The sequence below is a fragment of the Buttiauxella cochleicola genome, from assembly GCF_021282435.1.
Lineage (GTDB): Bacteria > Pseudomonadota > Gammaproteobacteria > Enterobacterales > Enterobacteriaceae > Buttiauxella > Buttiauxella massiliensis.
In genome coordinates, this window is record NZ_JAJSOT010000004.1 from 273,576 (window position 1) to 288,264 (window position 14,689).

The 14,689-nt window shown below is 50.6% G+C and carries 12 protein-coding genes; 5 read left to right on the forward strand and 7 right to left on the reverse strand.

The window, feature by feature from the left end:
- Window positions 1-10 precede the first annotated feature (10 nt).
- The 4 genes from carB (at window position 11) to kefC (ending at window position 6,117) form a co-directional block, all read left to right on the forward strand.
- On the forward strand, window positions 11-3,235 hold the full coding sequence (gene carB, locus LVQ77_RS12170) for a carbamoyl-phosphate synthase large subunit (RefSeq protein WP_232864591.1): 3,225 nt from the start codon (window positions 11-13) through the stop codon (window positions 3,233-3,235).
- 164 nt (window positions 3,236-3,399) lie between these two features.
- Window positions 3,400-3,633 carry a YgdI/YgdR family lipoprotein gene (locus LVQ77_RS12175; protein ID WP_232904541.1) on the forward strand — a complete coding sequence of 78 codons (234 nt, stop codon included), beginning with the start codon at window positions 3,400-3,402 and terminating at the stop codon, window positions 3,631-3,633.
- A 104-nt stretch (window positions 3,634-3,737) separates the two neighbouring features.
- Window positions 3,738-4,268, forward strand: coding sequence for a glutathione-regulated potassium-efflux system oxidoreductase KefF (gene kefF, locus LVQ77_RS12180; RefSeq protein ID WP_232864589.1), 531 nt, complete (start codon window positions 3,738-3,740; stop codon window positions 4,266-4,268).
- Window positions 4,261-6,117 (forward strand): glutathione-regulated potassium-efflux system protein KefC, encoded by a 1,857-nt coding sequence (kefC, locus tag LVQ77_RS12185; RefSeq protein ID WP_232904542.1) that lies wholly within the window; start codon window positions 4,261-4,263, stop codon window positions 6,115-6,117. Before kefF ends, kefC begins: the two co-directional genes overlap by 8 nt.
- Window positions 6,118-6,171: 54 nt before the next feature.
- On the opposite strand, the gene LVQ77_RS12190 is transcribed toward kefC, so the two are convergent.
- Window positions 6,172-6,786, reverse strand: a complete 615-nt coding sequence (locus tag LVQ77_RS12190) for a LysE family transporter (protein WP_232864587.1) — start codon at window positions 6,784-6,786, stop codon at window positions 6,172-6,174.
- 283 nt (window positions 6,787-7,069) lie between these two features.
- On the opposite strand from LVQ77_RS12190, the gene folA reads away from it, so the two are divergent.
- On the forward strand, window positions 7,070-7,549 hold the full coding sequence (folA, locus tag LVQ77_RS12195) for a type 3 dihydrofolate reductase (protein WP_120064831.1): 480 nt from the start codon (window positions 7,070-7,072) through the stop codon (window positions 7,547-7,549).
- 172 nt (window positions 7,550-7,721) lie between these two features.
- On the opposite strand, the gene apaH is transcribed toward folA, so the two are convergent.
- From apaH to lptD, 6 genes are read right to left on the reverse strand one after another with little or no spacing between them, the layout of a single operon-like run.
- Complete coding sequence (apaH, locus tag LVQ77_RS12200; protein ID WP_232904543.1) at window positions 7,722-8,573, reverse strand: bis(5'-nucleosyl)-tetraphosphatase (symmetrical) ApaH; 852 nt, start codon at window positions 8,571-8,573, stop codon at window positions 7,722-7,724.
- A 4-nt stretch (window positions 8,574-8,577) separates the two neighbouring features.
- Window positions 8,578-8,955 (reverse strand): Co2+/Mg2+ efflux facilitator ApaG/CorD, encoded by a 378-nt coding sequence (gene apaG / locus LVQ77_RS12205; RefSeq protein WP_034459334.1) that lies wholly within the window; start codon window positions 8,953-8,955, stop codon window positions 8,578-8,580.
- 2 nt (window positions 8,956-8,957) lie between these two features.
- Window positions 8,958-9,785 (reverse strand): 16S rRNA (adenine(1518)-N(6)/adenine(1519)-N(6))-dimethyltransferase RsmA, encoded by an 828-nt coding sequence (gene rsmA, locus LVQ77_RS12210; protein WP_034498450.1) that lies wholly within the window; start codon window positions 9,783-9,785, stop codon window positions 8,958-8,960.
- Window positions 9,782-10,771: a 4-hydroxythreonine-4-phosphate dehydrogenase PdxA gene (gene pdxA / locus LVQ77_RS12215; protein WP_232904544.1), complete on the reverse strand. Its 990-nt coding sequence runs from the start codon at window positions 10,769-10,771 to the stop codon at window positions 9,782-9,784. Before pdxA ends, rsmA begins: the two co-directional genes overlap by 4 nt.
- Window positions 10,764-12,056: a peptidylprolyl isomerase SurA gene (gene surA / locus LVQ77_RS12220; protein WP_064513744.1), complete on the reverse strand. Its 1,293-nt coding sequence runs from the start codon at window positions 12,054-12,056 to the stop codon at window positions 10,764-10,766. Before surA ends, pdxA begins: the two co-directional genes overlap by 8 nt.
- A gap of 53 nt (window positions 12,057-12,109) precedes the next feature.
- On the reverse strand, window positions 12,110-14,524 hold the full coding sequence (lptD, locus tag LVQ77_RS12225) for an LPS assembly protein LptD (protein ID WP_232904545.1): 2,415 nt from the start codon (window positions 14,522-14,524) through the stop codon (window positions 12,110-12,112).
- Window positions 14,525-14,689 lie beyond the last annotated feature (165 nt).

Below are 14,689 nucleotides of genomic sequence, written 5' to 3' on the forward strand. Positions count from 1 at the left end.
AGCTAAGAAAATGCCAAAACGTACAGATATAAAAAGCATCCTGATCCTCGGCGCAGGCCCAATTGTTATCGGCCAGGCGTGTGAGTTCGACTACTCCGGTGCTCAGGCGTGTAAAGCGCTGCGTGAAGAGGGTTACCGTGTCATTCTGGTGAACTCCAACCCGGCAACGATTATGACCGACCCGGAAATGGCTGATGCGACTTACATCGAGCCGATTCACTGGGAAGTGGTTCGCAAAATCATTGAGAAAGAGCGCCCGGATGCGGTTCTGCCAACCATGGGCGGCCAGACTGCACTGAACTGTGCACTGGAACTGGAACGTGAAGGTGTGCTGGCAGAATTCGGCGTCACCATGATTGGTGCTACCGCTGATGCGATAGATAAAGCTGAAGACCGCCGCCGTTTCGACGTGGCGATGAAAAAAATCGGCCTTGATACTGCGCGTTCTGGTATTGCTCACAACATGGAAGAAGCGCTGGCGGTTGCGGCTGACGTGGGTTATCCGTGCATCATCCGCCCTTCATTCACCATGGGTGGCACCGGCGGCGGTATCGCTTACAACCGTGAAGAGTTCGAAGAAATCTGCGAGCGTGGTCTGGATCTTTCGCCAACCAAAGAGCTGCTGATTGACGAATCGCTGATCGGTTGGAAAGAGTACGAAATGGAAGTTGTGCGTGATAAAAACGACAACTGCATCATCGTCTGCTCTATCGAAAACCTCGACCCGATGGGCATCCACACCGGTGACTCCATCACTGTTGCGCCAGCGCAAACGCTGACCGACAAAGAATACCAAATCATGCGTAACGCCTCGATGGCGGTACTGCGTGAAATCGGCGTAGAAACTGGCGGTTCCAACGTGCAGTTCTCGGTTAACCCGAAAACTGGCCGTTTGATTGTTATCGAGATGAACCCGCGCGTGTCGCGCTCTTCTGCGCTGGCATCCAAAGCGACCGGCTTCCCGATTGCCAAAGTGGCGGCGAAACTGGCGGTGGGTTATACCCTCGATGAACTGATGAACGATATCACCGGTGGCAAAACGCCGGCATCGTTCGAGCCGTCTATCGACTACGTTGTCACCAAAATCCCACGCTTTAACTTTGAGAAATTCGTCGGCGCGAACGACCGCCTGACCACGCAGATGAAATCTGTTGGTGAAGTGATGGCGATTGGCCGCACACAACAGGAATCACTGCAAAAAGCCTTGCGCGGCCTGGAAGTGGGCGCAACTGGTTTTGACCCGAAAGTGAATCTGGATGACCCGGAAGCGCTGACCAAAATTCGCCGCGAGCTGAAAGACGCAGGCGCTGAGCGTATCTGGTACGTGGCTGATGCCTTCCGTGCAGGCCTGTCCGTTGACGGCGTGTTCAACCTGACCAACATCGACCGCTGGTTCCTGGTGCAAATCGAAGAGCTGGTTCGCCTGGAAGAGAAAGTTGAAGAGATCGGTATCACCGGCCTGGACTACGACTTCCTGCGTATGCTCAAACGCAAAGGCTTTGCGGATGCGCGCCTGGCGAAACTGGCTGGCGTTCGCGAATCTGAAATCCGCAAACTGCGTGAGCAATATAAACTGCACCCGGTTTATAAGCGTGTTGATACCTGTGCGGCGGAGTTCTCAACTGACACCGCGTACATGTACTCCACTTATGAAGATGAGTGCGAAGCTAACCCGAACAACGACCGTGACAAAATCATGGTGCTGGGCGGTGGTCCAAACCGTATCGGCCAGGGTATCGAGTTTGACTACTGCTGCGTACACGCCTCTCTGGCGCTGCGTGAAGATGGTTACGAAACCATCATGGTTAACTGTAACCCGGAAACCGTTTCTACCGACTACGACACTTCAGACCGCCTGTACTTCGAGCCAGTAACCTTCGAAGACGTGCTGGAAATCGTCCGCGTTGAGAAACCTAAAGGCGTTATCGTGCAGTACGGCGGCCAGACTCCGCTGAAACTGGCACGTGAACTGGAAGCAGCAGGTGTTCCGATTATCGGCACCAGCCCTGACGCGATTGACCGCGCAGAAGACCGTGAGCGTTTCCAGCACGCAGTTGACCGCCTGAAGTTGAAACAGCCTGCCAACGCCACCGTTACCACTATCGAAATGGCGGTAGAAAAAGCAGCACACATTGGTTACCCGCTGGTGGTTCGCCCATCCTACGTTCTGGGCGGTCGCGCGATGGAAATCGTTTATGACGAAATCGACCTGCGCCGTTACTTCCAGACAGCGGTAAGTGTCTCTAACGATGCACCAGTGCTGCTCGACCGCTTCCTTGACGATGCGGTAGAAGTGGATGTCGATGCGATTTGCGACGGTGAAACCGTGCTGATTGGCGGCATCATGGAGCACATCGAACAGGCAGGCGTTCACTCCGGTGACTCGGCATGTTCTCTGCCAGCTTACACGCTGAGCCAGGAAATCCAGGACGTGATGCGCCAGCAGGTGCAGAAACTGGCTTTCGAACTGCAAGTTCGCGGTTTGATGAACGTGCAGTTTGCGGTGAAAGATAACGAAGTCTACTTGATTGAAGTTAACCCACGTGCTGCGCGTACCGTACCGTTTGTCTCTAAAGCAACCGGCATGGCACTGGCTAAAGTGGCGGCGCGAGTGATGGTTGGGCAAACCCTTGTACAGCAGGGCATGACCAAAGAAATCATTCCACCGTATTACTCGGTAAAAGAAGTAGTTCTGCCGTTCAACAAGTTCCCAGGCGTTGACCCACTGTTAGGGCCAGAAATGCGCTCTACCGGTGAAGTGATGGGCGTAGGCCGTACCTTTGCAGAAGCTTTCTCCAAAGCGATGCTGGGCAGCCAGTCCACCATGCGTAAACCAGGCCGCGCACTGCTGTCTGTTCGCGAAGGCGACAAAAAACGTGTGGTAGACCTGGCGGCTAAATTGTTGAAGCAGGGCTTCGAACTGGATGCGACTCACGGTACTGCGGTTGTGTTGGGTGAAGCTGGCATTAACCCGCGTCTGGTGAACAAGGTGCATGAAGGTCGTCCGCACATTCAGGACCGTATCAAGAATGGCGAATATACCTATATCATCAACACCACAGCTGGCCGTCAGGCGATTGAGGATTCCAAGCTGATTCGCCGTAGCGCACTGCAATACAAAGTGCACTACGACACCACGCTGAACGGTGGTTTTGCTACCGCGATGGCGCTGAACTCTGACGCGACTGAAAAAGTGATTTCAGTGCAGGAAATGCACGCGCAAATCACTAAGTAATCGCTTCTCGATACTTTTGAAACCCGCTTCGTGCGGGTTTTTTTTCGTCTGATGTTTATGGTGGTCGACACTTCAGAGTGTTCTGTATTTTCCAGCGAAGCCGGAAAATCCTGCTAATGTTTTTAGTCTGAAGATGAGAAATGACTACAAACAGGGAGAACAACATGAAAAACAAAATTCTAATGGCATCTATATTCGCTGCTGCAACCATGGTTACCGTGGCGGGCTGTTCGTCTAACCAAGCGGTAAAAACCAGCGATGGCAAAACCATTGTCACCGATGGCAAACCGCAGGTTGACGACGACACAGGCCTGGTCTCTTACAAAAATGCCGAAACCGGCAAGACCGAGCAGATCAACCGTGACCAGGTTAAATCCATGGGCGAACTGGATAATTAATCCAGGTCTTCCCACTTAGCCCGGCTGGAATTATGACTATTAGCCTGTTGAATTACTGACTACACTCTTTGAGAAAAGAATGCGGTAAAACAACAGGCTAATTGATGATTTTAATTATTTATGCACATCCTTACCCGCAACACTCTCACGCAAACCGAAAAATGCTTGAGCAAGCCTCGCTTTTGCCTGATGTAGAAGTGCGCTCCCTCTATGAGTTATACCCCGATTTCAATATTGATATTGCCGCCGAGCAGGAAGCATTAAGCCGCGCAGATTTGGTTATCTGGCAGCACCCAATGCAGTGGTACAGCACTCCGCCATTGATGAAACTGTGGATCGACAAAGTCCTTGCCCACGGTTGGGCATACGGGCGTGGCGGTAGGGCACTACACGGAAAAAACGTCATGTGGGCGGTTACTACTGGTGGTGGCGATAACCACTTTAATCTGGGTGACCACCCAGGCTTTGATGTGCTTGGACAACCATTGCAGGCGACTGCCCTTTACTGTGGTATGAACTGGCTACCACATTTCACCGTTCATTTCACTTTCGTTTGCGATGAGAACACGCTCGAAGTACAGGCCGGGCAATATAAACAACGGTTGCTCGACTGGCGGGAGGCGAACCATGGATAGTCACAGCATGATTCAGGCGCTGATTTATCTCGGCTCCGCCGCGATCATTGTGCCCATTGCCGTGCGGCTTGGATTAGGTTCGGTGCTTGGCTACCTGATTGCTGGGTGCATTATCGGCCCGTGGGGATTACGTCTGGTTACCGATGCCGAAACTATTCTGCATTTTGCGGAGATCGGCGTGGTGTTGATGTTATTTGTCATTGGTCTCGAGCTTGACCCTCGTCGCCTGTGGACGCTACGCGCTTCGGTGTTTGGTGGCGGTGCGCTGCAAATGGTGGCGTGCGGTTTGCTGCTTGGTTTGTTCTGCATGTTCTTAGGGCTGCGTTGGCAGGTAGCCGTTTTGATCGGCCTTACGCTGGCGCTGTCTTCCACCGCCATCGCCATGCAGGCGATGAACGAGCGCAATCTGACCGTTTCGCAAATGGGGCGCAGCGCGTTTGCGGTGCTGTTATTCCAGGATATTGCCGCAATCCCGTTAGTCGCAATGATTCCGTTACTCGCCACCAGTGGCGCGACGACCACCCTGGCTGCGTTTTCCATTTCAGCTCTGAAAGTGGTTGGTGCATTGGCCATCGTTGTATTGCTTGGCCGCTATGTGACGCGCCCGTTGCTGCGGTTCGTTGCGCGTTCCGGCCTGCGTGAAGTCTTCAGCGCCATGGCATTGTTTATGGTGTTTGGTTTTGGCTTATTGCTTGAAGAAGCTGGGCTTTCGATGGCGATGGGAGCGTTTCTTGCCGGTGTGTTACTGGCAAGTTCTGAGTATCGCCATGCGCTGGAAAGTGATATCGAACCGTTCAAAGGTTTGCTGCTCGGGCTGTTCTTTATCGGTGTGGGCATGTCGATAGACTTCGGCACGCTGCTTGAGAATCCACTGCGGATTATTGCGCTGCTGTTCGGATTCCTGGCGATCAAAATCATTACGCTCTGGATTGTGGCAAAACCGCTGAATGTGCCGCGCAAGCAACGGCGCTGGTTTGCTGTTTTGCTGGGGCAAGGTAGTGAATTTGCTTTCGTGATTTTTGGTACAGCAAGAATGGCTGAGGTGTTAGATGACAGTTGGGCGAAATCGCTGACCCTTGCTGTTGCGCTATCAATGGCGGCAACGCCGCTACTGCTGGTATTACTCAACCGTCTGGAGAAATCGGGTAAAGAACAGGCCCGAGAAGCGGATGAAATCGATGAAGAACAGCCGCGAGTGATTATCGCAGGCTTCGGTCGTTTCGGGCAGATTGCTGGCCGTTTGTTACTCACCAGTGGGGTGAAAATGGTGGTTCTTGACCATGACCCAGACCACATTGAAACGTTGCGTAAGTTCGGCACCAAAGTCTTTTATGGTGATGCAACACGCGTGGATTTACTGGAGTCCGCCGGGGCTGCAAAAGCTGAAGTGCTGATCAATGCTATCGACGATCCTGATGCCAATATGCAGCTTGCAGAGCTGGTGCAGGAACATTTCCCGCATCTGAAAGTGATTGCGCGAGCACGCGACCTTGACCACTTCATTCGCCTGCGGCAGTTGGGTGTTGAACAACCAGAGCGTGAAACATTTGAAGGCGCATTAAAAGTGGGGCGCCGGGCACTGGAAGGTCTGGGCGTTGGCAGCTACGAAGCTCGTGAGCGAGCCGATCACTTCCGACGTTTTAATACGCAGATGGTTGAAGAGATGGTTCCAGCTCCAGACTGGTCAGCGCGAGCCGATGTGCTCAAGCGCACCAGTGCCATGCTGACTGAGGTGATTAACGAAGATCGTACTCATCTGAATGTGATTCAGCGCCACGGCTGGCAGGGGACGGAAGAAGGGCTTCATTCGGGGAAACTGGCTGATGAGCCGCCAGTGAAACCGGAATAACGAAAAAGCTCCCGAATTTGGGAGCTTTTTAAAATCTATTGGTTTGAGTAAAAGTCAGCTCAAAGCCACTTTAATCCCCAGCGCAATCAACATGCCACCCAGCAGTTTATCGACAATTTTCTGTGCTTTAGCCAGGCCGCGACGAACAGGCTCGCTTTGGATTAATACAACCAACAGAGGCCACCAGACCACGGACAGCATCAGGATAACTCCGGCATACCAAAGTTTTTCCATGGTCCCTGAATTCACGCTCAATACCTGGGTGAAAACAGAAAGGAAGAATAGGGTCGCTTTTGGGTTCAGCAGGTTGCACAAATAGCCCTGTAAGAATGCTTTCTTAAGTGTTGTTTGTTGGCGCTCAACGTTGCTGACATCCATTTTACTGCTGCCACGAGCAAATAGTGCATGTAAACCAATCCAGATCAGATAAGCGGCCCCGGCATATTTCAACAGGTCGAATAACCATGGTGTCGTGGTAATAACCACGGCTAAACCCGCAACACAATAAGTCATGTGAGTTGCCACGCCGCTGATGACACCCAGCGAAGTCATCATTGCCGCAGTACGTGAATAGCGTGCTGCGTTCTTAATCACCAGAAAGAAATCAGGCCCGGGAGATAGCATTCCCAAAGTGGCAATGGTGGCGACGAAAAGCGTGGTTTCTAACATGGTTTAATCCGGTGCAGTCAAAGAAACGTGAACTATACCGCAGCTATTGCATAAACTTATAGAGGGTGACGGAGAGCGGTTAAGTATTTTTTACGTCATCTTTTACAATGCTTCTGACACTTTTACGCTAACTCGTTGTTCCTGCTATAACAGGAAGCAATACGTTACGGGTTTACAGTCGCAGAACAAAAATATTCTCACGGACATGCTTGCGGATAGTCGACGAAAGAATGCGCTTTCCGTATAGTGGCGGCAATTTTTTCACCACCCTTGGGTTAATAGAATGATCAGTCTGATTGCTGCATTAGCGGTAGATCGTGTAATTGGCATGGAAAACGCCATGCCCTGGGAAATACCTGCCGATCTGGCCTGGTTTAAACGTAATACGTTGAATAAACCTGTCGTGATGGGGCGTTTGACCTGGGAATCCATCGGTCGTCCGCTGCCAGGTCGCAAGAACATCGTTATTAGCAGCAAGCCCGGCACCGATGACCGCGTTGAGTGGGTATCATCCATCGAAGACGCGATTAAAGCCTGTGGCGATGCGGAAGAGATTATGGTGATTGGCGGCGGTCGTATTTACGAACAATTCCTGCCAAAAGCTCAGCGCCTGTATCTGACGCACATTGATGCGGAAGTGGAAGGCGACACGCACTTCCCGGATTACGATCCGGACGAGTGGCAGTCAACGTTTAGTGAATTCCATGATGCCGATGAGAATAACTCACACGGTTATTGTTTTGAGGTTCTGGAGCGTCGTTAAGGCGTTGAAGAATGAAAAAACCGGTTAGCTAGTATATCCAAAATAATTCGAGTTGCAGGAAGGTGGCAAAAGAGTGAATCTCCAGTCACTTACTAACGTAAGTGACTGGGGTGAACGAGAGCAGCCAACGCTCATGCAACTTGAATTATGACGGATATAACCGGGTTTTTTATTACGAAGCAATAGCCGTTTCACCACCGCCAACATCCTGCTGGCGATTCGAGGGCTGGGTGAAATATGTTTTATCTTCCCAGCGTAGGCAAGTTAGCTCACCGCCCCAGCAACATCCTGTATCCAGCCCGTAAATCCCTTCTGGTGTGCCTTTACCTTCCAGTGATGCCCAATGTCCGAAGATAACTGAGTATTCATCGGTAACCGGCCCTGAAATAGCAAACCACGGTTTGAGCGGCGCAGGCGCGCTTTCTGGTGTGTCTTTGCAGTACATATCCAGTTGCCCGTTCGGGAAGCAATAACGCATACGGGTCAGCGAATTGGTAATAAAGCGCAGACGAGCGAGCCCTGAAAGTTCAGGCGACCAGTTGTTAGGCATATCGCCATACATCGCATCAAGGAATAACGGATAGCTGTCGCTTGAAAGCACGGCTTCAACATCACGCGCGCAGGCCATTGCAGTATTCAAATCCCACTGCGGCGTAATCCCGGCATGTGCCATCACCAGTTTTTTCTCTTCATCAACCTGTATCAGAGGTTGGCGACGTAACCAGTTCAGCAGTTCGTCGGCATCTGGCGCTTCCAGCAATTGGGAAACGCGATCTTTGGGTTTATTGCGGCTAATGCCTGCATAAACTGCCAGAAGATGCAGATCGTGATTACCGAGAACGATACGAGCACTTTCACCAAGCCCGCGCACAAAACGCAAAACTTCAAGCGAGCCGGGTCCACGCGCGACGAGATCGCCCGTAAGCCATAAAATATCTTTGCCAGGCGTAAACTCAACCTGTTGCAGCAGGGCTACCAGTTCATCGTAACAACCATGAACATCGCCAATCAGGTATGTAGACATCGTATCAGTGAATAAAGGCTGGGATAGCCAGACGGAATACGGGAATAGCGACACGGAAAGCATCGCCCTGAGAGTCGACCATTTCGTAATGGCCTTGCATGGTGCCAAGCGGTGTTTCAAGTACTGCACCGCTTGTGTAGCTATATTCGTTGCCCGGTTCAATATGCGGCTGGACGCCAATCACGCCCTCGCCCTGAACTTCAGTTTCATGGCCGTTTCCATTGGTGATAAGCCAGTAACGACCAAGCAATTGAACCGGTGTTCGCCCCAGGTTGCGGATGGTTACAGTGTAAGCAAAGACGAAACGTTCGTTCTCCGGAGAGGACTGCGCTTCGATATAAACGCTTTGTACCTGAATGCATACGCGGGGCGAATTCAACATCGTTAACTCTCCTTTGGCTGCTGCTGTGGGTGCTCAGCCAAATAGTTTGCCAGTTGGCAATACTGTGCGACTGAGATGTTCTCAGCGCGTAGGGTTGCGTCGATTCCCAGCTCCGCCATCACCTCTGGGCTAAACAGATGGCCAAGGCTGTTACGAATCGTTTTGCGACGCTTGTTAAAGGCTTCAGTGGTGATGCGGCTTAACACACGCAGCTCTTTAACTGGGTTCGGTATAACTGCATGTGGCACCAGGCGCACGACGGCAGAGTCAACTTTCGGTGCCGGTGTGAAGGCCGTTGGTGGCACTTCAAGTACTGGGATCACATTGCAATAATACTGCGCCATGACTGATAAACGACCATACGCTTTACAGTTAGGGCCAGCAACTAAACGGTTTACCACCTCTTTTTGCAGCATAAAGTGCATGTCAGCAATGGCATCAGTATAGCTAAAGAGATGGAACATCAATGGCGTGGAGATGTTATACGGCAGGTTGCCAAAAACGCGCAACGGCTGACCGATTTTTTGCGACAGCTCTCCAAAATCCATTGTCATGGCATCTTGCTGATAAATCGTCAGCTTCGGTGCCAGGAATGGATGCGTTTGCAGGCGAGCTGCAAGATCGCGGTCTAGTTCGATGACGGTCATTTCATCCAGGCGTTCACCCACGGGCTCGGTTAATGCGCCAAGGCCGGGGCCAATTTCAACCATCGCCTGGCCTTTCAGTGGATTAATAGCAGAGACAATACTGTCGATAACGAACTGGTCATTAAGGAAGTTTTGTCCAAAACGTTTACGGGCTAAATGGCCCTGGTGGACACGAGTATTCATTGAGTATTAGCAATCATCTTGATGGCGAGATTAAGCGCCGTAATAAAACTGCCGACCTCGGCTTTCCCCTGGCCGGCTAGATCTAGCGCGGTGCCATGGTCAACCGAAGTGCGGATAAAAGGTAAGCCTAGTGTGATATTTACCGCCCGACCAAAGCCCTGATATTTGAGTACAGGTAAGCCCTGGTCGTGGTACATCGCCAACACTGCATCGGCGTTATCGAGATACTTAGGCTGAAATAGCGTATCTGCCGGTAGCGGGCCAGAAAGCTTCATTCCAAGACCACGCATTTCATTCAGTACTGGAATGATGATATCAATTTCTTCAGTACCCATGTGGCCACCTTCCCCGGCATGGGGGTTGAGGCCACAAACCAGTACATGCGGCTGCGCGATACCAAACTTGGTTTGCAGGTCATGATACAGGATGGTGATTATCTGGCGTAATAATTCTGGCGTTATCGCATCACTAATGGCTTTAAGCGGCAGATGTGTCGTCACCAGCGCAACGCGAAGTTCTTCGGTCGCCAGCATCATCACGACTTTTTCACTGTGCGATCGCTCTTCGAAAAACTCGGTATGCCCGATAAAGGGAATACCAGCATCGTTAATGATGCCTTTATGTACCGGCCCGGTGATCAGTGCTGCAAATTCACCCTTGATACAACCATCACATGCCCGAGCCAGCATATCCACCACATACTTACCGTTCTTCACATCAAGCAACCCCGGTTTGACGGGGGCTCGTAGTGCTATGGGCAGTATGGTGAGTGTTCCGGCAGTTTGCGGGCTTGCAGGAGCGTCAGGCGAGTAAGGAATGAGCTGAAGAGGAAGACCGAGAAGAGCTGCACGTTCCAGGAGTAATTCGGGAGACGCTGCGACAACCACTTCGACAGGCCAGTCGCGCTGTGCCAGCGCGATGACCAGATCAGGACCAATCCCGGCTGGTTCGCCGGGAGTGATGACTACACGTTGGATATTAGCCATTGCTACCTATGACTTTCACATAAGCAGATGCGCGTTGTTCTTGCATCCAGGTCTGTGCTTCTTCAGAGAACTTACGGTTGAACAGCATGCGATACGCGCGGTCTTTCTGCGCAGCATCAGTCTTATCAACGCTACGAGTATCCATAAGTTCAATCAAGTGCCAGCCGAAAGAGGAGTGAACCGGTGCACTCAACTCACCTTTATGCATTTTCGACAGTGCATCACGGAAGGCAGGATCGTAGATATCGGTAGCAGCCCAACCCAGGTCACCGCCCTGGTTTGCTGAACCTGGATCTTCAGAGAACGATTTTGCTGCCGCAGCGAAGGTCGTTTTTCCACTCTTAATATCAGCTGCAATCTGGTTTAACTTAGCTCGCGCCTGGTCGTCACTCATGATTGGCGATGATTTCAGTAAGATATGACGTGCATGAACTTCAGTCACAGAAATGCTCTGGCTCTGGCCACGCAGATCGTTCACTTTCAGGATATGGAAACCAACACCTGAACGAATCGGACCGATTACATCACCTTTTTTCGCCGTGCCTAATGCCTGAGCGAAAATAGTTGGCAGTTCCTGGATACGGCCCCAACCCATTTGACCACCTTTCAGTGCTTGCTGGTCAGCAGAGTAGGTGATTGCCAGTTTGCCGAAATCACCGCCGTTTTGAGCTTGTGAAACAATGTCACGCGCTTGTTTTTCCGCATCGTCTACCTGAGTAGAAGTAGGGTTTTCCGGCAATGGAATCAGGATGTGGCTCAGGTTAAGTTCGGTGCTGCTATCGTTTTGGCTACCAACCTGCTGCGCGAGGGAATCAACTTCCTGCGGCAGTATAGATACGCGACGACGAACTTCGCTATTACGCACTTCCGAAATGGTCATCTCTTTGCGGATCTGAGCACGGTAAGAATTGTAATTAACGCCGTCATAGGCCAGACGACTACGCATCTGGTCCATGTTCATTTTGTTCTGAGCGGCGATATCAGCAATGGCTTTATCAAGCTGTTCATCCGTCACTTTAACGCCCATTTTCTGACCCATCTGCAGCATGATTTGGTCCATGATCAGACGTTCCAGAATTTGATGACGCAGAGTGTTGTCGTCAGGAAGCTGTTGCCCGGCTTGTTGGGCGCCGCTCTTCACTGACTGCATCATGCCGTCAACGTCACTTTCCAGTACCACACCGTTATTCACTACGGCTGCAACTTTATCGACCACTTGTGGGGCCGCGAAAGAGGTGTTCGCCACCAGGACGACACCGAGAAGCAGCGTTCTCCAATTCTTCATACTTTTTCCATTTCTTAGCCGCAAAGCGGACTGCTAATTCAAGTCAAAGTGAATTACATCGAGCTCTGATACGGCAGAATGTTTGAACGCAACATCTGCTGTGTGCCCAGGCCGTAGTTGGAACTCAGGCCACGTAACTCGATGTTAAAGCCAATTACGTTGTCGTATTTGCTTTGGTTATCTTCCCAACCGTTAATTTTGCGCTCATAACCTAAACGAATCGCATAACAGCAAGAGTTGTACTGCACGGCTAACATGGAATCAGCCGCTTGTTGTGCATTGGTATCGTAGTAATACGCTCCAACAACAGACCAGCGATCAACGATAGGCCAGCTCGCTGTCATCCCAACTTGTGAGATGCCATCTTTGTACTGGTCTTTATTGATGTCGATTTTAGAAACAGTAGCACCGATGTATTCAGGGCTTGCGTAACGGTAGTTAAATTGTACTAGGCGATCGTTATCTTTACGATATTCGATAACGCCGTTACCGGTCGCAATGTTATCAAGACGCGTATCGTACTGTAAGCCACCGCGTAAGCCCCAGCGGTCAGTCATGCGCCAATAGGTATCACCAGCCCATACTACAGAACCTGTTTCGTTACCGTTTTCACTGTTAATCGTTTCATCACCAGTACGAGACTTGGTGAAGTAGTAGATTTGACCAACAGAAACATTAAAACGTTCAACCGCTGCGTCATCATAAACACGAGTTGTAACCCCCGTGGTGACCTGGTTGGCTGAAGCTATACGGTCAAGGCCGCCGTAAGTACGATCACGGAATAAGCCTGAGTAGTCAGATTGCAACAGCGCAGAATCATAGTTGTTGATGTTACTTTGGTCACGATACGGCACATACAGATACTGTACGCGTGGCTCAAGGGTTTGCGCCCATCCTGCAGCAGAGTCCATATCACGGTCGAAAATCAGCTTCCCGTCCATTTTGAATTGAGGCAGGGTACGGTTAACCGATTCTTCTAAGCTGTTCGCACTAGCAAGTGTTTTTTGATAGTTCGCATTCTTTGGATTGGTCTTGTATTGCTTCAACGCGTAAGCCTGGTACTCTTCTACATTGGTCTGCTGATAGTGTGTTGCCATCAGCTTGGCTTCGGTATTCAGGCTCGCCCAACCATTGGATAACGGTAGGCTAATGGTTGGCTCAACATGCAAGCGTGTAGCTTCCGGCATGTTGTTATTAAAGTTAGTAAACTTAACTGCCTGACCATAGATACGCGTATCAAAAGGTCCAACGTCGTTTCGATAGTAATTCATATCCAACTGCGGCTGAGCGCTATATGAATTTGCACCACTATTTTGTTGAGACTCAAATATCTGGAACTGTTTTGTCGCAAGGGTGGCGTCGAAGTTTTCGACGGCATAACCAATACTAAATTTCTGCGTGGCGTAACCGTCAGTACTGGAACCATATTGCGAAGTAAAGTCGTTGAAGTAGCTAGGATCGCTGACTTTGGTGTAGTCGATATTAAAACGCCACACCTGATCCATCACACCGCTGTGATTCCAGTAGAACAACCAGCGACGCTCATCCCCTTCTGGGTTCTTCGCGGTATCGTCTTTGTATTCCTCATCAGACAGCAGGTAGTCGAATTCCATAATACCCGCACCAGCTTTGGTCAAGTAACGGAATTCATTCTGCCATTGAGTACCACGTTGCTCCATATAGTGTGGAGTGATTGTGGCATCAAAGTTTGGTGCGATGTTCCAGTAATACGGCAGAGAAAACTCAAGGCCATTATTGGTACTGTACTTCGCATTTGGGATCAGGAAGCCGGAACGACGTTTATCACCAATTGGCAACTGCAAATAAGGGCTATAGAAGACCGGAACCGGGCCCAGTTTAAAACGGGCATTCCAGATTTCCGCGACTTCTTCTTCACGGTCCTGAATGACTTCACTTCCCACAACGCTCCAGGTATTAGAACCCGGCAAACAAGAAGTAAATGTGCCATTTTCCAGAATGGTGTAGCGATTATTGCCGCGCTGTTTCATCAGATCGGCAGTACCTCGCCCCTGGCGGTCTACCATTTGGTAGTCACCTTCCCAGACGTTGGTATCTTTGGTGTTCAGGTTTGACCAGGCTTTTGGCCCTTTAAGAATAACCTGATTATCATCGTAGTGTACGTTGCCGACAGCATCGACCGTGCGGACAGGGTCCGGCTGACCTTCAACCTGTTTTTGGTGTAGCAACACTTCATCAGACTGTAGGCGGCTATTGCCTTGCTGAATATCAACATTGCCAGTAAACACCGCATCATCAGGATAATTTCCTTTTGCGTGATCGGCATTTATAGTAACGGGTAGGTTGTTGGTATCTCCCTGAATTAAAGGGCGATTGTAACTTGGGATACCAAGCATACACTGCGACGCAAGATCGGCAGCCATACCTTGTTGACTATACAGCGCTGCGCCAATCAAGGTGGCCAGCAAGGTGGGAATACGTTTTTTCATACGTGTTATTCGTTGTTCCATCATCAATGGCTTAGCGTCGGCAAACGGTCAGAGACTAACTTACTCATCACCACAGCGCTAGTGTTAATCCTTCCCGTTCAGCAGAGTGCCGTTAGGCACCGCTATCAATGACGGGTATGATAAAGCAAATTCTAGCCGACGGCA

Excerpts from the sequence above, each read along its gene's own strand:
- apaH (WP_232904543.1), bottom strand. The coding sequence starts at position 8,573 with ATGTCTACATACCTGATTGGCGATGTTCATGGTTGTTACGATGAACTG.
- LVQ77_RS12190 (WP_232864587.1), bottom strand. The coding sequence starts at position 6,786 with ATGTTAGAAACCACGCTTTTCGTCGCCACCATTGCCACTTTGGGAATG.
- surA (WP_064513744.1), bottom strand. The coding sequence starts at position 12,056 with ATGAAGAATTGGAGAACGCTGCTTCTCGGTGTCGTCCTGGTGGCGAAC.
- lptD (WP_232904545.1), bottom strand. The coding sequence starts at position 14,524 with ATGAAAAAACGTATTCCCACCTTGCTGGCCACCTTGATTGGCGCAGCG.
- apaG (WP_034459334.1), bottom strand. The coding sequence starts at position 8,955 with ATGTTGAATTCGCCCCGCGTATGCATTCAGGTACAAAGCGTTTATATC.
- LVQ77_RS12175 (WP_232904541.1), top strand. The coding sequence starts at position 3,400 with ATGAAAAACAAAATTCTAATGGCATCTATATTCGCTGCTGCAACCATG.
- kefC (WP_232904542.1), top strand. The coding sequence starts at position 4,261 with ATGGATAGTCACAGCATGATTCAGGCGCTGATTTATCTCGGCTCCGCC.
- carB (WP_232864591.1), top strand. The coding sequence starts at position 11 with ATGCCAAAACGTACAGATATAAAAAGCATCCTGATCCTCGGCGCAGGC.
- rsmA (WP_034498450.1), bottom strand. The coding sequence starts at position 9,785 with ATGAATACTCGTGTCCACCAGGGCCATTTAGCCCGTAAACGTTTTGGA.
- pdxA (WP_232904544.1), bottom strand. The coding sequence starts at position 10,771 with ATGGCTAATATCCAACGTGTAGTCATCACTCCCGGCGAACCAGCCGGG.
- folA (WP_120064831.1), top strand. The coding sequence starts at position 7,070 with ATGATCAGTCTGATTGCTGCATTAGCGGTAGATCGTGTAATTGGCATG.
- kefF (WP_232864589.1), top strand. The coding sequence starts at position 3,738 with ATGATTTTAATTATTTATGCACATCCTTACCCGCAACACTCTCACGCA.